Consider the following 18,352-nt stretch of genomic DNA (forward strand, 5'->3'; position numbering starts at 1 on the left):
TTATATCACACGCATCATGCTGCAGATATGGCCTTTCACGCAAGGAACTGAGAGCAGGCTCCACCTCAGAAGACGGGAGAGAATAACTTCTGTTATGTGCTGCTTCCCGCTACGGTTGAGCTCGGCAGTCGTGGTGAATGAAGGCGCATGAGAAACTGTCCTGACCGAAACGGCTGTGCCGAAACACGCAAGAAAGGGAGCCGCATTGGAACGAATTGGCGACCGAGTGGATCTGTTGGATCGCGTCATCGATGCGGTAGCCGCTCGAGGCCTCGAAAGGTCAACGTTCCGTTCCCTGGCAACCGATCTGGGAATCAGCACTTTCCCGTTGGTGAGCACATTCGGCACCAAAGAAGACTTGCTGGCGACGGTTGTTCAGCACGTGGAAAAACGCCAGGCGGACCTAGCCAGGACCATGTTGGACGGCGACGTCTTGGACGCAAAACTCTTCTATGAGTTCTGGAATTGGTGCGTCTCCAATGTGCAGGCGATGAATCTTGATCTTGAGATCATCCTTCACCAAAGACGATCTCGCCCGGAGGATCAATCCGTTCCGCACAGCGCCCTTGGGCAATGGCTCGAATTGTGGACCGCCAGATACCGCCGGTCGGGTTACAGCGAGCCGCACGCACTGCAGAAGGCCACTTTGATGACTGCCGTCGTGTGGGGTCTACAACTCGACTTGGTCATTACCGGTGACACCTCGCGTGTCACAGCCGCCTACGTCCAGCTCGTCGATCAAATCCTGCGGGAGCTGGACGCCGGTCCGGCGGATTCAGATCAGGCAAAGCCGCTCTAGCCCGAGTTTCGAGCGCGCATCGAGGAGGCTCCCGCCGGCGGGGGACCCGCCGGCGGGGCCGCAAGCCGCGCGGCTACGCGCTGATACCGGACGAAGTGCCCGCACTCGGAGCGGCGTCGTCGGATTCCGCGAACTGGGTGCGGTAGAGCTCGGCGTACCGGCCGTCCTGCGCCAGTAGCTGCGAGTGCGTGCCCTGTTCCGCAATCCGCCCATTCTCGATCACCAGGATCCGGTCCGCGTTGCGGATCGTGGAGAGCCGGTGGGCAATCACGATGGCGGTGCGTCCTTCGAGCGCTTCGGTCAGGGCCGCCTGCACCGCTGCTTCCGAGGTGGAATCCAGGGCGGCGGTCGCTTCATCGAGCACCACGATCCGCGGCTGGGCCAGGAGCAGCCGGGCAATGGTCATGCGCTGGCGTTCCCCGCCGGAGAGCCGGTAGCCGCGCTCCCCCACCATGGTTTCCAGGCCATCGGGCAGGGACCGGATGAGGTCCTCAAGCCGGGCCCGGCGCAGGGCATCCCAGATCTCGGCTTCGCTGGCCTCCGGATTGGCGAGGAGCAGGTTGGACCGAATGCTCTCGTGGAAGAGGTGTCCGTCCTGCGTGACCATGCCCAGGGCAGAACGCATTCCCGCGAAACTGAGGTCCCTGACATCCGTGCCGGAGAACCGAACGGCACCGCTGTCGGCGTCGTACAGCCGCGAAAGCAGCTGAGCAATCGTTGACTTCCCGGCCCCGGAACTACCCACCAGGGCAACGGTCTGTCCCGGTTCTACCCGGAAGGAAACATCATGCAGCACGTCCTCCCCGCCGCGGCTGTCCAGGACGGCCACGTCCTCCAGGGACGCGAGGGACACCTTGTCCGCCGTCGGGTAGGCGAAGGTGACATCCGCGAATTCCACACCCAGCGGCCCCTCCGGCACCGGCGCCGGCTGTTCCTTTTCACGGATAAGCGGTTTGAGGTCAAGTATCTCGAAGACCCGTTCAAAGCTAACGACGGCGCTCATGATCTCCACCCGGGCGTTTGCCAGCGAAGTCAGCGGCGCATACAGGCGGGTCAGCAGCAAGGCGAGGGTTACGACGTCGCCGGTGTTCAGGCTGCCGGTCAGGGCCAGGTAGCCGCCCAGGCCGTAGACCAGGGCCAGCGCCAGCGCTGAGACCAGGGTCAGCGCAGTCACGAAGATGGACTGCATCATGGCGGTCTTCACGCCGATGTCCCGCACCCGGGCCGCGCGGACGGCGAACTCCGTGGATTCCTGGTCCGGCCGGCCGAAGAGCTTCACCAGGGTGGCGCCGGGGGCGGAGAACCGCTCGGTCATCTGTGTGCCCATGGATGCGTTGTGGTTCGCAGCCTCACGGCGCAGCGCCGCGAGCCGTCCACCCATCCGCCGGGCCGGGAGCAGGAACACCGGGAGCAGGAGCATGGCCAGGACGGTGACCTGCCACGAGGTCGTGAGCATCACGATCAGCGTCAGCACCAGGGCAACAATGTTGCTGACCACTCCGGAGAGCGTGCCGCTGAATGCCTGCTGCGCCCCTATGACGTCGTTGTTCAGCCGGCTCACCAGCGCACCGGTGCGGGTACGGGTGAAGAAGGCGATCGGCATCCGCTGGACATGGTCGAATACCGAGGTCCGCAGGTCCAGGATCACCTGTTCACCGATCCTGGAGGAGAACCAGCGCGTCGCCAGTGAGACGCCGGCGTCGGCCACCGCGACCACTGCGATCAGGCCGGACAGCCAGAGCACCCTGTCCACAGCACTTCCGGCGACAATCGCGTTAACCACTTCGCCGGCCAGGACCGGGGTTGCGACCGCGAGGAAAGCCCCTCCGGTGGAGAGCAGCAGGAACCCGATGAGCTGCCGCCGGTATGGCGAGGCGAACGCGAAGATCCGTTTCAGGGTCTCGCGCGAAATTTTCTTGTCTGTGCCTTTGGCGGTGGAGATCTTGTGAAGGGAACTCCAGGCCGCGCCTTCCATGCTCATGTGACGACTTCCTTTAAGTAACGGCAACTTCCAGCTTAGGCTCTTGCGCAGCTCTTCCGTCCCGGTGCATAACGGCTTGCGGCTTCGTTGAATTCCCGGGGCAGACACGCCCGTAATCTGTGTCCCGCGCCACGGGGAACAGGCCCCCGCTGGGATACACTGCAAACGGTCCGCACCGAGCCGGGCCCCCGGAACGAAAGGCCGCTATGCCGACGGCGCCGACCCACGAGGGAACATTTACGGACGGTCGCAGCGAAGACCTGCCGGCACTGGTTGCGGTCAGTGACGCCGGGCTGCGGAGATCCGTGGAGGAAGCGCTGGCGGGTGCGCGGCTGCGTCCGGTGCCCAGCGGAACCACGTTGGAAGGCCCGCTTCCTGTCCTCGCCGTCGTCGACACAGCCGCAGTGGAAGCCGCCGGCCCCGATCTGCGGCGCTGGCTGCTCCCGTCCGCGGAAGGTTCCGGACCGCCCGTCATCCTGATCACCTCTGGCGAACTGCTCGACGTCGAGGACATGGTCCGGCGGGGCATCACCGACTTCGTACTGAGTCCGCTCTCCGGCACCGAACTGGCCTACCGGGCGGCCCTGATCCGCGCGGAGTCGCTTGCCGTGCGCCGGCGCCGGGAGGTCAACAACATCCTGCGGGGAAAGACCCGCGTTATTTCGGCCGCGGTGCGGGCCACCAATGACCCGGACATCATGGCGGACGCTGTTGTCGCCGGGCTGGGAGACGCCTTCGGCGCTGACCACGTTTCGCTCACCACGTTCCCGGACGAGCGGGTTCCGGAACTAACGAACTCCTGGAGCCGGCCCGGATCGGTTGCCTCCATACCGGCACCTGACCCCGCGCAGGCGGCCGCTGTGGCTGACCTGCTGTGGGATAACGGCAAGATGCTTGCAGCACGCGACCATCTTGATCCGGAGTGCGACACCCATCCGATCCTCTTCCCGGCTCCGCGGTCTGCGGGGCTGCGCACCTCGGTCATCGTCCCGCTCGGCCACGGCGACAGGCCCTTCGGCATCATCTGGCTCGCCGGGGAGAACATGGCCCGGATCTGGACGCCCACCGAACTGTCACTGATCCAGCATGTCAGCGGCAACCTTGCCCACGGACTGGTGCAGGGTCACCTGATTACCGCCCAGCGCACTGTCCTGGCCCGCCAGCGGGAGCTGGACCGGGAGAAAACAGACTTTGTGGCCACAATCAACCATGAGCTTCGCACCCCGCTGACCTCGATCACCGGCTATCTTGACCTGATCCTGGACGGCTCCGGGGGTGGGCTGTCCCCCGAGATCGCGCAGATGCTCGAAATCGTCGGACGCAACGCGAACCGGCTGAACCACCTCATCGGCGACCTGCTCACCATTTCCCGCACCGATGCGGAAGAAACCCGCTTGGACGTGGAGGAAATTCTCCTGGCGGATCTGTTGGAACAGGTCCTCGCGTCGCTGACCCCGGCGGCGGCGAGCCGGAACATCAGCCTCACCCTGGACGCAGCGGAAGCCGGTCTTCGGCTGGACGGGGACAGGGAACAGCTTGAGCGGGTCTTCACCAATCTGGTCTCCAACGCGGTGAAGTTCACCCCACCAAATGGGTCCGTCCGGATCCAGGCTGATCCGCTCCCGGGCGAGGCCGGTGCCGCTCCCATGGTCCGCGTCCGCGTCCAGGACACCGGCATCGGCATCCCGGCAGAGGACCAGCCCAAGCTGTTCAGCCGGTTTTTCCGTGCCTCAAACGCCACAGCTGCAGCGATTCCGGGCACCGGACTGGGTCTGGCAATCGTCCAGGACATGGTCCACCAGCACGGTGGAGAGCTCTCAATCAGCTCCACCGTGGGCGAGGGCACCTGCGTCGAGGTCCTGCTCCCCAGCTCTTAGGCTCCCGTGCCCGCTCCGCTGCTCGCCCCGGCGACAGCCGCTGCCTTCGCTTCGATCCGCTCTGGGAAGCAATAGCAGTTCAGCGATGTGCCCCGGCTGAAGCCCACCAGCGTCATACCGGCATCCTGGGCCAATTCCACGGACAGTGCGGACGGTGCGGAGACGGCGGCCAGCACGGGAATACCGGCCAGCTGCGCTTTTTGAACAAGTTCAAAAGAAGCCCGGCCGGACACCTGGAGCACGGTACCGCGCAGCGGGAGCAGCCCTGCGCGCAGCGCCCACCCCACCACCTTGTCCACCGCGTTGTGCCGTCCCACGTCCTCCCGCAGGCAGAGCAGCTCCCCCTCGGCGGTGAACAGGCCCGCAGCGTGCACGCCTCCGGTCTTCTCAAAAAGCGCCTGTTGTTCGCGGAGCTTATCCGGAAGCGAGGCCAGCACCTCCAGGGGAACCCGCACCCCGTCGGAGGCGACATCGAAGTGTGAGGACTTGCGGACAGCCTCAATGGAAGCCGTTCCGCAGATGCCGCAGGAGCTGGAGGTATAGACATGCCGCTCCATGCCGGTGTCCGGGAGCGGGGTTCCGGGGCGCAGCTGAACATCAACCACGTTGAAGGTCTGCTGCCCGTCTTCATCCACCCCGGCGCAGTACCGCAGGCTGATGAGCTGGCCGGCCTCCCAGATAACTCCTTCAGAGACCAGGAACCCGGCCACCAGGTCAAAGTCGTCGCCCGGAGTGCGCATGGTCACCGTGAAGGAACGCCCCTCGAAACGGATCTCCAGCGGTTCCTCACCCGCCAGCATGTCATCACGCCGGCTGATGGTTCCGTCCGTGCGGAACCGTGTAATTCGGGCACGCCGTGAAACACGTCCCATCCCATCGCTCCTCAATAAAGTCTTAGACTGGCCTGACTTCAGACTAGGTGATTTCCTGCACAAGGACGTGGTGGCTATGCCAAGCAAGGCTCCGAAGAACGGAATCGACGAAACCGAACTACGGGTCGGTGAGCCGAAGACGCATGCGGTTGGCCTGCCCGCGGTCATCAATTCCATCCGCCTCTCTTTCGACCAGATGGGGCCTCTGCGCAGCGCGCAGACTCTGCTGCACGTAAACCAGAAGAAGGGCTTTGACTGCCCCGGATGTGCCTGGCCGGAAGGCGACAAACGGCATGCAGCTGAGTTCTGCGAAAACGGTGCCAAGGCCGTGGCGGAGGAAGCCACCAAACGCCGGGTGCCCCCGGAATTCTTCGCCGAACACTCGGTGGCCGAAATGCTGGAGAAGGATGACTACTGGCTTGGGCAGCAGGGCCGGCTCACCCACCCCATGGTGCTCGACGCCGGCGCCAGCCACTACCGTCCGATCAGCTGGGAGGGCGCCTACGACATCATTGTCGAGGAGCTGGCGGCCATGGATTCCCCTGACCAGTCCGTTTTCTACACTTCCGGACGGACCTCCAACGAGGCTGCCTTCCTGTACCAGCTGATGGTGCGCGGCATCGGCACCAACAACCTGCCCGACTGCTCCAACATGTGCCATGAGTCCTCGGGCTCGGCGCTGACCGAAACGCTCGGAATCGGCAAGGGAACAGTGAGCCTGGACGACGTCCAGGGCTCGGAGCTGATCATCGTGGCCGGGCAGAACCCCGGCACCAACCACCCGCGCATGCTCACCGCCCTGGAACGCGCCAAGAAGAACGGTGCGGTGATCATCGCGGTAAACCCGCTGCCCGAAGCAGGCCTGCTCCGGTTCGATAACCCGCAGACGGCGTCGGGCATGCTCGGCACTAAGTTCGGTGGCGGCACCCAGCTGGCCGATGACTTCCTGCAGATCCGCCTCGGCGGGGACCAGGCTCTCTTCCAGGGGCTGGGCAAGTTCCTGCTGGAGCAGGAAGAAGAGCATGGAAACGTGTTCGACCACTCCTTCATCGCTGCCTACACGGACGGCCTGGATGCCTATCTCGCCACGCTTCGGAAGGCCTCCTGGGATGAGATCTGCCTCGCCAGCGGCCTGACCCGGGCCCAGATCGAAGCCGCCGGTGCGCGCATGATCGCGGCGAAGTCCACGGTTGTCTGCTGGGCCATGGGCCTCACCCAGCACAAGCACTCGGTGCCGATGCTGCGCGACGTCGTCAACGTTCTCCTGCTCCAGGGCAACGTGGGACGCCCGGGCGCGGGGGTCTGCCCGGTCCGCGGGCACTCAAATGTCCAGGGCGACCGCACCATGGGAATTTTCGAGCGGATGCCCCAGGCCTTCCATGACCGGCTCGACGCCGAATTCGAGTTCGCGTCCCCCCGCCCCGATGGTTTCGATACGGTCAACGCGATCCGGGCGATGCGTGACTCAAAAGTACGGGTGTTTATGGCCATGGGCGGTAACTTCATCCGTGCGACGCCGGACTCCGCCGTCACCGAGCAGGCGCTGCGCAACACCAAACTGACTGTCCAAGTCTCAACGAAGCTGAACAAGTCCCATCTGGTGCATGGGCGCCGTGCGTTGATCCTGCCTGCCCTGGGGCGCACCGACAGGGACACACAGGCCGGAGGCGACCAGCGCGTCACGGTGGAAGACTCCATGAGCGCCGTTCATGCTTCCCAGGGCCGGCTGGACCCGCCCGGGCCGCAGGTCCGCTCGGAGATTGCCATTGTGTGCGAGCTCGCGGAACGGCTTTTCACCGGTTCCCAGGCACCATTCCGGGAAAACGCACCGAAACTGGACTGGATCGGTGCGCGCGCCGACTACTCCCTCATCCGTCGGCATATTGAAAACGTGATTCCCGGTTTTGAGGGGTTCGAAGCAAAGATTAAATTCGGCGGCGGCGGATTCGTGCTCCCCAACGGACCGCGGGACGGGCGGAATTTTGCCACGGCGACCGGCAAGGCGCGTTTCACGGACAATGAACTGCAGTATCCGAAAGTCCCAGAAGGCCGGCTGATCCTGCAGACCCTGCGTTCGCATGACCAGTACAACACCACGGTTTACGCCAAGGACGACCGCTACCGAGGCATCTACGGCGGGCGGCGCGTGGTGTTCGTCAACGCAGCTGACCTGGCGGCAGCCGGGCTGCAGGACGGCGACCAGGTGGACATGATTTCAGAGTACGACGACGGGGTGGAGCGCCGGGCGGAGAATTTCCGGGCCGTTGCCTACAACACCACGGCAGGGTGCGCCGCCGCCTACTTCCCCGAGGCGAACGTGCTGGTGCCGCTGGACTCCGTTGCCGATGTCAGCGGCACCCCAACCTCCAAATCGGTGATTATCCGGTTGGAGCCTGCCGCACGCGCCATGGCAGCGGCAGCGCAGTGACGGCTTCGTCCGCGGTGCAGCCGGCTTCGGGGATCACCATCACGGCGTCGGCGTCGGCCAGTCCCCGCAGCATTCCCGAGCGGTAGTACTGCGAGGGCACGGAGCGCCCGTCCTGGATCCGGCTTGGAACCAGTCGGGTCCGGCCGGGCATCGGATCGATGTCGACGCCCGCCAGGACATGGCGCTCCTTGGCGAATTCCGCGCCCCGAAGGCCGTCCAGCAGCGGCTGGAGCACGGTGAAGACCGCCATCATGGCTGCGAGAGGGTTCCCCGGCAGGGCCACGACAAACCGTCCATCCGGCAGGCGTGCCAGCAGGGTGGGATGCCCGGGGCGCATGGCAATTCCGTCGATCAGCAGTTCAGCGTCGACGGCGCTCAGTGCGCGCCGCAGGTGGTCTGCAGAGGAGGTTCCTGTGCCTCCGGTGGTCACCAGCACGTCCCCGGAGGACATCGCAAGTGACGCTTCATCGATGGCGTCGGTACTGAGGGCGGCGATCACGTCCTCCAGCCGGTCTGCCAGGCGGTAGACCGAGTCGACACGTCCACCCAGCATGCCGATCAGCTGCGGCAGCTGCGGTCCGAAGGTGTCCCGAACCTGGCCCGAATCGGGCAGTCCGGCTTCGATGACTTCGTCACCCGTGAGCAGCAGGGATACGCGCGGGGCACGCAGCACGGGCAGGGTGTCATGGCCGCAGACGGCGGCCAGTGCGATGTGCGCCGGGTTCAGGACGGTCCCGGCTGCGATGGCGGTCTCCCCCGCCGCTGCCTCCTCGCCAGCCGGCCGAATGTGTTCTCCCGGACGCGGTTCATCGCTTCGTGCGGTGGGTCCCGGGACCAGCGTCGCCGGGTCACCCTCGCTCAGCAGGGCGTTCTCCGACCGGAGAACGGCTTCTCCGCCCACAGGCATCAGGCCGCCGGTAAGGATGGGCACGGCTTCGCCGGGCTGCAGCGGCCGGCGGCCGGACTCCTTATGGATCTGCCAGCGTTCCTGTTCTGGTTCCTCCGCAGAGACGATCGTCCAGGGCGCGGCGCCAGCCACGGCCCAGCCGTCCATGGCAGAGGACGCATAGTGCGGCACTGGTTGGAGGGCGACGGCATCCTCCGCCAAGGTTTGGCCCAGTGCTTCAGCGAGGGGCACCGTCTCAAACGGCAGCGGCCGTGCCGCGGCATACGCCGCCTTACGGGCCTGTTCCCAGGATGTGTTGGGCTGCAGGGGCAGAATCACCGGCACCGGCCCGTTCATTTGCCCGCCTCCGGAGCCGCTGCGGCCTCACATTCCCGGTGAGCTGCCCGGATGGCGGCCCGCATGGCGAGGTTTTCGTCTGCCTGCCCGCTGCCCGCGGCCAGTCCTGCCGCCAGCCCTGCAACGAAAGTCGTCAGCGGTGCCGCCGGACGGACAACATTGTGGGCTGCCGCCGCCGCCAGGTCCAGGACCGCGTCAATATCAACTGCGGTTCCCTCCAATTCCAGGCTCCGCAGCAGCTGCTGCGTCCAGGCCTCGAGTGTTTGCTGTTGGCTTCCCATCATGGCTCCTTCGTTAGGCGTCGCTGCGGGACCGTCAGGGGACTCAGGCAGTGCGGTTGCCTGGCCTGATCCCCCACTTTCCGGCATCAGCCCAGGTGTCCACATCAGCGGTGCTTCCCTCCGGTACGGCAACCTCTCTCCACTGCACCCTAGCAAGGAGGCGGAACATTGATAGATTTTCCAGCCCGTCTGGCTGTCCATTCACCGCGCGCAGCAGATCCGCGGTTCGGTAGAGCGCGGCCAGCGGCTGGAGGGCTCCGCTGCTGTCCCGCGCCATAACGGACTGCGCCGGGTCGCTGGCTGCCTCGGAAAGAAGTGCCCGGACGGCACCCGCCGATGCCGGCATATCGCAGGCCAGCACCAGGGTCCATGGCCGTGCCCGGCTGCCGTCCGCCGTCTGGCCTTCGCCGTAGAGGGCACTTAGGGCGGCGCCGACGGCGGCTGCCGGGCCGGAAAAGGGAGGGTCTTCGCGGACCATAAAACTACGTTCCCGAGGCAGGAAGGCTTCCAGCTCCGCGGGACCAGCAACCGCCACGCAGCCGGCGTGGCTGACGGCCTCCAGCGTCCGCTCCAGCAAGGTCTGCCCGTTGTAGAGCAGGCCAGCCTTGGGTACCCCGTCCAGCCGGGAAGACCGCCCGCCAGCGAGCACAACCGCATTGAAAGCGGGCAACTGTTCCGGTTCGAGGTCCATCAGGCAGCCGTGTCCCCGAGGAACGGACTCCATTGGGCGGCCGGCTGCTCAAGTTCCCGGATCTGCCAGCGGGCGCCGCTTGGCGGCCGAGGGGTAAACCGGAGCTTCCAGCCGAGCTGGTTCAACGTTGTGTCCCCTTTATTGTTGTTGCAGCGCAGGCAGCAAGCGACCAGATTCTCCCAGCTGTCCTCGCCCCCGCGGGATTTTGGAACCACATGATCCACCGTGGAGGCCTGCTTGCCGCAGTAGGCGCAGGAATGTGCGTCCCGCCGCAAGACCCCCCGGCGGGTGGCAATGGTTCCTTCCCGGTAGGGAATCTTGACGTAGTGGTTTAGCAGAATGACAGATGGCCGCGCAAAGACGTCGGCGGGGCTAACCACAGGTTCACCCGTCTCCGCCAGCACGCTGGCCTTCCCGGTCAGCACAAGCACCAGCGCGCGCCGGAAGGTCACGACGGCCAGCGGCTCGTAGCCCGCATTCAGAACCAGGGTTCGCATGCACGTTCCTCTACGCCTTCCCGCAGGTCCGGCAAAAGAATAAGTCCACCGTTACACCGCGGTACTTCGAATCTTCATGCAAGAGTAAGCCGGGAGGGGCAATTCCCGCCATTTAAGCGGCGCGAATCCACAGCTGGGAATCCGCTGCAGTCTCCGGCATAAGCAGGGCGGAAACAACAAAGGACCTTCCCCCATGGGGGAAGGTCCTTTGGCGAACTGTGTCAGGTTCTGGTTTTGCTGCTAGCCGCCAACGCGGATGTACACGCCGCCCGAGCCAAGCTCGGCAGGAGCAACGACGGTCTGGTTGCCGAAGAAGCCACCGTGGACGGCCTGTCCGTTGCCCACGTACACAGCGATGTGGGCCATGCCCATGCCGCCGTCGGCGTAGTAGATCAGGTCGCCGGGAATTGCTTCGGCTGCACTTACGGTGCGGCCGAGGGAGAGGTAACCCGCCGGCCATCCGTGGTAGTTGATGCCAGCCGCTGCAAGAGCGTTGGTAGCGAGCATGGTGCAGTCCTGCATAACGCCGAGCTGGGCGTATGCAGCGGCTGCGATCGTCGCGGCGGTGCCGGAGGAGGCAGGCGGAGCCGTGTGGGTGGGTGCAGCAGCAGCTGTCCCTGCCTGGGCGGTTCCGGCCTGGGCAGTTCCGGCCTGGGCGGGAGCTTCAGCCTCGGGGCTGATTTCCTGGGACTGAACCGTAACATCGGGCGTGGCAGGTGCTTCAGCCACGATCACGCCGGGTACCGGCGCGAACGTGAGCTCAGGACCAACCGCGTCCGTGGGTACCTGCAGCGGGATGGAGGACAGATCCAGCTTGCTGGTCTGCACATCGCGGGAGATTTCCGGTCCGGCCGCGTTGGCAGCGATACCGGTGCTCAGCACCAGGCCGGAGGCAGCCGCGATCACGGCAGCCTGGCGGCCAACTGTTCCGGCATTGGAGGTAACGGCGTCGGCCAGCGCGGTCAGTGAACTTGTGCGCTGGACCGGCGCACGGTGACGGGCGCGCTCAATAGTCGAGGTCATAAGGGTGTGCTCCGTTTATCAGGCAACTAGGCGTCAGCTGACGCGGACGAAGCTTGCACCGGGAAGGTCGGACAGGGAGTGGAGGCCGGTGTTCATACCGTTGAGGCCACCGCTGATGACCTGGCCGTTACCGACGTAGATGGCCACGTGGCCACCGGTGATGACGAGGTCTCCGGCCTGGGGCGAGCCGACTACGGCGCCGTAGGCGAAGAACTGACCCGGGGCGAGGTCACCGACGGACTTGCCGACGGAGCGCAGGGCCTTCTCGACCATGGCGGTGCAGTCCTGGGCAACGCCGATCTGCGAGTAGGCGGAGGCAACGAGGCCGGCTGCAACGCCGCTGGCGCTAACTTCAGGTGCCGGTGCTGCAGGTGCGGAAGAGGCAGTGGTGACGCCGGTGGAGGCCGGTGCCGGTGCGGCGGCGGCCTGCTGGGCAGCGAAAGCTTCCTGCTGGGCGGCAGCGGCTTCGGCAGCCTCTTCGGCGGCAGCAAGTTCGGCAGCAGCGATCTGGGCGCGGGTTTCGGCTCCGGAGAGCGAGCCGGCCAGGGGTGCAACCGGAAGATCGTAGGGTGCCTGCTCGGAGACCGTAACGGTCCCGTTGGAGGTCACAACGTTGAGAGGGGTTGCTTCAAGGGCCTGGCGGTCGGTGGAAACCGATGCTGCCTGAGCCGGCATGCCTGCAGCCAGAACAAGTCCGGAAGCTGCGACGACGACTGCGGCCTGGCGGCCGACGTTCCCTGCGTTAGCGGTTACGGCCTTCGAGAGCGCCGTAAGCGGGCTGGATTGGACGTGGGCAGCACGATGGCGGCCAGAAGTGATTGTTGACACAGTTTTTGCCTCTCCCAACGCCTGCGAGGTGAGCTGTCGGATTCGGATGGGAGTCACCCGGTTGCTGGACTGCTAAGTCCGGCAACTTAACCCCTAGGGCTTCTTGCGAAACCCGAAATTGGTTCCCCCGCCTCTGCCATGCGATTTTTGCGAACGGATCTCGAACAGTGGCAGAGCTCGGCGAACTGTCTGAGAGTGTCTGATCTTTGGCCAATCAGGCACGGTGACGAGAATATAACAACATCAAGGAAATGTCACGCTCAGGTCACGAAAGGGTGTTGGAGCGGTCACAACCAGCCGAGGGGGTCGACATGAGTGCCGTTGACCATTACCTCGAAATGCAGGTGGCAGCCGGTTGAGGCGCCGGTGGTGCCGCTGGCGCCCACCAGGTGGCCGCGCTCGAGTTCGTCGCCCACAGACACGCTGATGGCCGAGAGGTGGTTGTAGGTGGTTTCCACGCCGTTACCGTGATCGATCACCACGCGGTTTCCACCGCCGTACGGGTGCCACCCGGCGGACTTGACCGTGCCGCTGGCGGCCGCCGTGACTTCCGTGCCGCACGTTGCGGCGAAGTCCTGGCCGGTATGCAGTTCGCCTGCGGTGCCGGTGATCGGGCTTACCCGGTATCCGAAGGAGGAGGTCTCCACCAGTTCGGAATCCAGCGGAGTGGCAAGGGTGCCCTTGGCAGCCGCAGGCGTGACATCTGTGCCGGCAACAGTGAGTCCCTGAAGTTTCGCGTCCGGATCGAATTTGCTCGTCAGGGCGGCTCGGTCGAACTCCAGCGTGGCGTTGGGATCAGCCGAAACCGGGGCCGGCGCTGCCGTTGCCTCCGGGGGCAGTACGGGATCCACCGCCGCTGCCGTCGTTGGCAGGGCAACGGTCAACACCAGCCCGGAGGCGGCGGCGGTGATGGCGAATTTCTGGGCAGAGCCTCCCAGCGGGCGGCGGACGGGTTCAGCCCGGCGCCGTCCAGCTGACGGGGCGGCAGTGGACCGTGCGGCGGTGCGTGGACGCAGTGGAGCGGCCGTAGTCTCGGCCCTGCGCCTGCCCGAAGCGGCATGCTTCGACAAGTGGTTCCCTCTCTACAAAGCCTGCGAAGTTAGCTGTCGGATTCGAGTAGAGAACTCGGCCCACGACGCCCAGGGGAATCCGCGGTTTGCGGACGATCCTGCGCTGCTCGGAGGCTTCACCCCAAGGCAGTGAGACTGCCGCTTGATGGGTCCTCCGCCCCTGCCTGCGAACGGTTGCACCTGCGGTCCAGTGGCAGGGTTCGGCTGTCGGACCGGTTAGCGGTGTTGTTGCTGTAGTCAGAAGTCACTATAGGGGAAAAATCCCAAAAGATACCATTCCGTTACCCGCGTGGATGAAAGGACTAGGCCTGGCCGGACACGAACACGTGCGCAGCCACTTCCGCCGGCAGTTCCAAGGCTCCCTCGATCCCCGGAACGCGGACCGAAATGTAGCTCCCGGCCACCTCGGCAGTGATCGAGGCGCCCGGGCGCAACCCGGCCTCGTCCAGCTGCGCCAGCAGTTCGGGGTCCACCTGGATCGGTTCGGCCAGCCGGAGCAGGTTCATCTGGGTTCCGGGTTCGGCCGCACCGACTGCGGAGACCAGGTCCATGTAGCCGGCAGCCGGAGCCGCTGCGGTTGTTCCGCCCAGGGCCTCGAGCCCCGGGATGGGGTTGCCGTACGGCGACTCTGTGGGGCGGCCCAAAAGGTCGTAAAGCCGCCGCTCGACCCGTTCGCTCATTACGTGTTCCCAGCGGCAGGCCTCGTCATGGACATAGGCCCAGTCCAGCCCGATCACGTCGGCCAGCAGGCGCTCGGCCAGACGGTGTTTGCGCATCACTTCCGTGGCACGGCGCCGGCCCAGCTCGGTCAGTTCCAGCTGCCGGGTTCCCGCAACCACCACCAGGCCGTCCCGCTCCATCCGTCCAATGGTCTGCGACACCGTCGGGCCGGAATGGCGCAGGCGCTCGGCGATGCGCGCCCGCAGGGCCACGATGTTCTCCTCTTCGAGTTCAAGGATGGTTCGAAGATACATCTCAGTTGTGTCGATGAGGTCCGTCATGACCAGCCGCTCCTAGAATTCGTGCGGAAGAAAGGGTGTAGAACCTCAGCGGTGCAGACCGCGCCGCAGGTTCGTTTCCACGTTAGCCCATGGCGCCAATCCCGGGGCAATTGTGCCCGCCCCGGACTGGTCGCCAACTCCCGTTCACAAATACGTCCAGTACGGGGCCGGGGTGCAGAATAGAGGAGTATCTTCAGCACCCTGCCAACCCGCTTGGAGCAAACAAAAATGGGCGAAACCGCCACAGTTACGATCCCCGCAGAACTTCTTCCCCAGGATGGGCGTTTCGGTGCCGGTCCTTCCAAGGTTCGCCCCGAGCAGATCGAGGCGCTTTCGCAGGCAGGTGCCAAGCTGCTGGGCACCTCCCACCGCCAGGCTCCGGTCCGGAATCTGGTTGGGTCTATCCGCGAGGGGCTCTCCTCCTTCTTCTCCGCGCCCGAAGGGTACGAAGTTGTACTGGGTGTGGGCGGCTCGACGGCGTTCTGGGACATCGCGTCCTTCGGCCTCGTGGAAAACAAGGCGCAGCACCTGTCCTTCGGCGAGTTTGGCTCCAAGTTCGCCGCCGCGACGAACAAGGCACCGTTCCTGGCCGAATCAAGCATTCTCAAGGCCGAGCCGGGCACCCGCCCCGATCCCCGCGCCGAAGCCGGCGTGGATGTCTATGCCTGGCCGCAGAATGAGACCTCCACGGGCGTTGCAGCTCCGGTCCGGCGTGTGGCGGGTGCAGATGAAGGCTCCCTGGTCCTGGTCGATGCGACCTCCGCTGCAGGCGGCCTCGACGTCGACCTCGCGGAGGCAGATGTCTACTACTTCGCTCCGCAGAAGAACTTTGCCTCCGACGGCGGCCTGTGGCTTGGAATGTTCTCCCCGGCTGCGATAGAACGCGCCGCCCGGATCAACGCATCGGACCGCTGGATTCCCGACTTCCTGAATCTGCAGACGGCGATCGATAACTCGCGCCTGAACCAGACGTACAACACGCCTTCACTCTCCACACTGGTGACCCTGAACTCCCAGGTCGAGTGGCTCAACGAAAACGGCGGGCTGTCCTTCGCCGCCGCACGCACGGCAGACTCGGCCAACCGGATCTATTCCTGGGCCGAAGCTTCAGCGGTCGCGTCCCCGTTCGTTACCCGCCCCGAAGACCGGTCCAACGTCATCGCCACGATCGACTTTGATGACTCGATCGACGCCGCGGCGATCGCCAAGACCCTGCGCGCCAACGGCGTCGTGGATGTGGAGCCGTACCGCAAGCTCGGCCGCAACCAGCTGCGCATTGCCACCTTCGTGGCGATCGAGCCGGAGGACGTCAGCGCGCTGCTGCGGTGCATCGACTACGTGATCGAACACTCGTAGCCACCCGGGCGTTCGTCCCGCCGCCGGCGGCACCGGACAGGACCCTAAGTGCTACTTAGGGTCCTGTTCTGTGTCCCGGGTCGTGACGACGAGGCGGCGGCGCACGGTGCGGTCGTAGTGCACCCGCAGATGGTGGGAGCGCCAGGCCCACACCAGGCCAATGACGGCTGTGATGAGCCCCGACGCCGCTGCGACCCCCAGGCTCCACCGCGGGCCGAAGGAGTTGGAGACCCATCCGACGATCGGGGCACCCAGCGGCGTGCCGCCCATAAAGATCGCGAAGTACAGGGCCATCACCCGCCCGCGCATAACGGGCGTCGTCGTCGTCTGCACATAGGCGTTGGCGCTGGTCATCAGGGTGAGGGCGAAAAGTCCGGTTGGGATGAGCGAGAGCGCGAAGATCCACAGGGTGGGTGAGAGCGCTGCCACCGCACAGGAGAAGCCGAACGCACCCGCGGCACCGAAGATAAACCGCAGCCTCGGCTTGTCCCTCCGCGCCGAGAGCAGTGCACCGGCGACCGAGCCAATGGCCATGATCGAGTTGAGCAGGCCGAAGATCCCGGCGTCCTGTCCGAACTCGGTCCGGGCCATCGCCGCGATATAGACGGCGAAGTTCAGCCCGAACGTCCCCACGATGAAGATGGCCACCAGCACCATGATCAGGTCCGGGCGGTACCGCACGTATTTCAGTCCGGCACGGATCCGCCCCTTCCCCGCCGGAGCCTTGGGCAGGACCCGGAGTTCACCCGACCGCATCTTCAGCAGCGCCAGGATCATGGCGGCGAAGGTGACCGTGTTGATCAGGAAGACCCAGCCCGGACCGACGGCCACGGTCAGCAGGCCTGCGACAGCCGGACCGATCATCCGGGCACCGTTAAAGGAAGCACTGTTAAGGGCGACGGCGTTGGGCAGGTTCTCTTCGCTGACCACCTCTGAAACGAAGCTCTGGCGCGCCGGGGCGTCGATCGCCGAAACCACGCCCAGTGCGAGGGCGAAGGCGTAGACATGCCAGAGATGCGCCTGCCCGGAAAGCACCAGCAGGCCCAGCCCGGCGCCCAGGGCAGCCATCGCGATCTGGGTCGTCAGGAGGACCTTGCGGCGGTTATAGGTGTCTGCGATGAGTCCGGCCCAGGGCGCCAGGAGCAGCTGTGGCCCAAGCTGCAGCGCCATGACAATACCCATGGCGGCTGCGTCCTGCTCGGTCAGGATGTCATAGACCAGCCAGTCCTGGGCGGTGCGCTGCATCCAGGTGCCAATGTTGGAGACGAGTGCCCCAACGAACCAGATGCGGTAGTTGAAGATACGGAGTGAACGGAACATTTAGGTTCACCCCTCCCTTCCGGGATGATGAACCGCGTTCCAAACACTCACCAGTTATTCGTCCTCCATCGACACAGTCTTCGGTGCGCCGTCCCGTTCTGCATCCGGAGCTTCAGCGTCCGCCTGGGCGGCTACGTCCTCAGGACCCGCTTGCTCCTCGTCCTGCTGCGCCGGTTCCGCTCCGGAACCGGCGTTCTCGTTTTTCGGCGCGTCCGCGGACTGCGAGCCGGCCTCCGCCTCCGCGGCCTCGGCAGCCTCCGCAGCGGCCTCTTCCGGACGGATCCGCTCGGACCAGGGGACCCACTCCGGGGCCAGGACCGAGTCCTCCGAAGGCAGCAGTCCTACCTCGCAGACCGTGGCCACCTTGCCGCGGGGAACACGTGCCAAGGTGGCGAACCACTGCCAGCCACCGTAGCCCGGACGGTTGGCCTGGAACCGGTGGGTTACCAGACGGTCCGCTTCGGGGAACGCGCCGATGTAGTCGCCGATCTGCGCCTCGGGCACAACCTCCAGCAGGCCTGCCCGCGCGCTCTCCACGGCAGCAGCCAGCACGGCATCCGGCTTGGACGGACGGCGGAGCGCCTTCCGTGCCGCAGGTTTGTTGGGCTGTTCTTCTGGGATGGTCGTGTCGTTGGTGTTCACTCGGAGAATCTGCTCCTATGCGTCAAGGTCGTCGGCGACGGCCCGCAGTACCGCGGCGACCTTGGTTGCTAGCTTCTTCTCCGGGTACCTGCCGCGGCGCAGGCCGTTGGAAATCCCATCCAACAGTTTAATAAGGTCTTCCGTAATCACAGCCATATCATCCGCAGGCTTGCGTGTGGCCTTAGCCACCGACGGCGGAGCCTCGAGGATCCGGGCGGAGAGCGCCTGGGGGCCGCGGCGTCCGTCGGCCACACCAAACTCCATGCGTGTTCCGGGCTTCACCTCGCTCACACCGGCGGGAAGCGCTGAGGCATGCAGGAAAACTTCCTGGCCGTCGTCAGTGGCCAGGAATCCGAATCCCTTACCAGTGTCGAACCACTTGACCTTGCCGATGGGCACTTCGCTTACCTCGTTCTTAGATAATGGATGCGGCGCTATCGCCC

Annotated in this window: 17 protein-coding genes and 2 riboswitches; of the genes, 4 read left to right on the forward strand and 13 right to left on the reverse strand. The window is 65.3% G+C overall.

Annotated elements, in window-relative coordinates; translation table 11 throughout:
* Positions 1 to 205: 205 nt before the first annotated feature.
* Positions 206 to 799 carry a hypothetical protein gene (locus RTN46_RS01090; RefSeq protein ID WP_312178578.1) on the forward strand — a complete coding sequence of 198 codons (594 nt, stop codon included), beginning with the start codon at positions 206 to 208 and terminating at the stop codon, positions 797 to 799.
* 73 nt (positions 800 to 872) lie between these two features.
* Here the strand turns inward: RTN46_RS01090 and RTN46_RS01095 are convergent, their stop codons facing one another.
* Positions 873 to 2,780, reverse strand: coding sequence for an ABC transporter ATP-binding protein (locus tag RTN46_RS01095; protein ID WP_312178579.1), 1,908 nt, complete (start codon positions 2,778 to 2,780; stop codon positions 873 to 875).
* 206 nt (positions 2,781 to 2,986) lie between these two features.
* On the opposite strand from RTN46_RS01095, the gene RTN46_RS01100 reads away from it, so the two are divergent.
* Positions 2,987 to 4,657: an ATP-binding protein gene (locus tag RTN46_RS01100; RefSeq protein ID WP_312178580.1), complete on the forward strand. Its 1,671-nt coding sequence runs from the start codon at positions 2,987 to 2,989 to the stop codon at positions 4,655 to 4,657.
* Here the strand turns inward: RTN46_RS01100 and fdhD are convergent.
* On the reverse strand, positions 4,654 to 5,529 hold the full coding sequence (gene fdhD, locus RTN46_RS01105; RefSeq protein ID WP_312178581.1) for a formate dehydrogenase accessory sulfurtransferase FdhD: 876 nt from the start codon (positions 5,527 to 5,529) through the stop codon (positions 4,654 to 4,656). The two genes, RTN46_RS01100 and fdhD, sit on opposite strands and share 4 nt — an antisense overlap.
* A 76-nt stretch (positions 5,530 to 5,605) precedes the next feature.
* On the opposite strand from fdhD, the gene RTN46_RS01110 reads away from it, so the two are divergent.
* The gene (locus RTN46_RS01110) at positions 5,606 to 7,957 is read left to right on the forward strand and encodes an FdhF/YdeP family oxidoreductase (RefSeq protein WP_312178582.1); all 2,352 of its coding nucleotides are present in this window, start codon (positions 5,606 to 5,608) and stop codon (positions 7,955 to 7,957) included.
* Here the strand turns inward: RTN46_RS01110 and RTN46_RS01115 are convergent.
* The 8 genes from RTN46_RS01115 to RTN46_RS01150 all read right to left on the reverse strand — a co-directional run bounded on the left by RTN46_RS01115 (position 7,908) and on the right by RTN46_RS01150 (position 14,591).
* Positions 7,908 to 9,200 carry a molybdopterin molybdotransferase MoeA gene (locus tag RTN46_RS01115; RefSeq protein ID WP_312178583.1) on the reverse strand — a complete coding sequence of 431 codons (1,293 nt, stop codon included), beginning with the start codon at positions 9,198 to 9,200 and terminating at the stop codon, positions 7,908 to 7,910. The two genes, RTN46_RS01110 and RTN46_RS01115, sit on opposite strands and share 50 nt — an antisense overlap.
* On the reverse strand, positions 9,197 to 9,484 hold the full coding sequence (locus RTN46_RS01120) for a DUF6457 domain-containing protein (protein WP_312178584.1): 288 nt from the start codon (positions 9,482 to 9,484) through the stop codon (positions 9,197 to 9,199). Before RTN46_RS01120 ends, RTN46_RS01115 begins: the two co-directional genes overlap by 4 nt.
* Before the next feature lie 40 nt (positions 9,485 to 9,524).
* Complete coding sequence (locus RTN46_RS01125; RefSeq protein ID WP_312178585.1) at positions 9,525 to 10,172, reverse strand: NTP transferase domain-containing protein; 648 nt, start codon at positions 10,170 to 10,172, stop codon at positions 9,525 to 9,527.
* The gene (locus RTN46_RS01130; protein WP_312178586.1) at positions 10,172 to 10,669 is read right to left on the reverse strand and encodes an HNH endonuclease; all 498 of its coding nucleotides are present in this window, start codon (positions 10,667 to 10,669) and stop codon (positions 10,172 to 10,174) included. Before RTN46_RS01130 ends, RTN46_RS01125 begins: the two co-directional genes overlap by 1 nt.
* A gap of 240 nt (positions 10,670 to 10,909) precedes the next feature.
* Positions 10,910 to 11,692: an NlpC/P60 family protein gene (locus RTN46_RS01135; RefSeq protein WP_312178587.1), complete on the reverse strand. Its 783-nt coding sequence runs from the start codon at positions 11,690 to 11,692 to the stop codon at positions 10,910 to 10,912.
* Between the two features lie 33 nt (positions 11,693 to 11,725).
* Positions 11,726 to 12,520 carry an NlpC/P60 family protein gene (locus tag RTN46_RS01140; protein WP_312178588.1) on the reverse strand — a complete coding sequence of 265 codons (795 nt, stop codon included), beginning with the start codon at positions 12,518 to 12,520 and terminating at the stop codon, positions 11,726 to 11,728.
* A 4-nt stretch (positions 12,521 to 12,524) separates the two neighbouring features.
* Positions 12,525 to 12,713, reverse strand: a riboswitch (cyclic di-AMP (ydaO/yuaA leader).
* A gap of 94 nt (positions 12,714 to 12,807) precedes the next feature.
* Positions 12,808 to 13,590 carry a M23 family metallopeptidase gene (locus RTN46_RS01145; protein ID WP_312178589.1) on the reverse strand — a complete coding sequence of 261 codons (783 nt, stop codon included), beginning with the start codon at positions 13,588 to 13,590 and terminating at the stop codon, positions 12,808 to 12,810.
* A gap of 3 nt (positions 13,591 to 13,593) precedes the next feature.
* Positions 13,594 to 13,806: riboswitch (cyclic di-AMP (ydaO/yuaA leader) on the reverse strand.
* Positions 13,807 to 13,892: 86 nt separating this feature from the next.
* Positions 13,893 to 14,591 (reverse strand): metal-dependent transcriptional regulator, encoded by a 699-nt coding sequence (locus RTN46_RS01150; RefSeq protein WP_312178590.1) that lies wholly within the window; start codon positions 14,589 to 14,591, stop codon positions 13,893 to 13,895.
* 228 nt (positions 14,592 to 14,819) lie between these two features.
* Between RTN46_RS01150 and serC the strand changes: the two genes are divergently transcribed.
* On the forward strand, positions 14,820 to 15,947 hold the full coding sequence (gene serC, locus RTN46_RS01155) for a phosphoserine transaminase (RefSeq protein ID WP_312178591.1): 1,128 nt from the start codon (positions 14,820 to 14,822) through the stop codon (positions 15,945 to 15,947).
* 51 nt (positions 15,948 to 15,998) lie between these two features.
* Here the strand turns inward: serC and RTN46_RS01160 are convergent, their stop codons facing one another.
* Genes RTN46_RS01160 through RTN46_RS01170 form a run of 3 tightly spaced genes read right to left on the reverse strand, consistent with a single transcriptional unit; the run spans position 15,999 to position 18,308 of the window.
* A complete protein-coding gene (locus tag RTN46_RS01160; RefSeq protein ID WP_312178592.1) occupies positions 15,999 to 17,267 on the reverse strand; it encodes an MFS transporter in 1,269 nt (422 codons plus the stop codon).
* Between the two features lie 54 nt (positions 17,268 to 17,321).
* Entirely contained in the window at positions 17,322 to 17,909 is a 588-nt protein-coding gene (locus tag RTN46_RS01165; protein ID WP_312178593.1) for a DUF3027 domain-containing protein, read from the reverse strand.
* Positions 17,910 to 17,924: 15 nt separating this feature from the next.
* The gene (locus tag RTN46_RS01170) at positions 17,925 to 18,308 is read right to left on the reverse strand and encodes a cold shock domain-containing protein (RefSeq protein ID WP_312178594.1); all 384 of its coding nucleotides are present in this window, start codon (positions 18,306 to 18,308) and stop codon (positions 17,925 to 17,927) included.
* Positions 18,309 to 18,352 lie beyond the last annotated feature (44 nt).

Source organism: Arthrobacter sp. (genome assembly GCF_031988865.1).
In the GTDB taxonomy this organism is placed as follows: domain Bacteria; phylum Actinomycetota; class Actinomycetes; order Actinomycetales; family Micrococcaceae; genus Arthrobacter_B.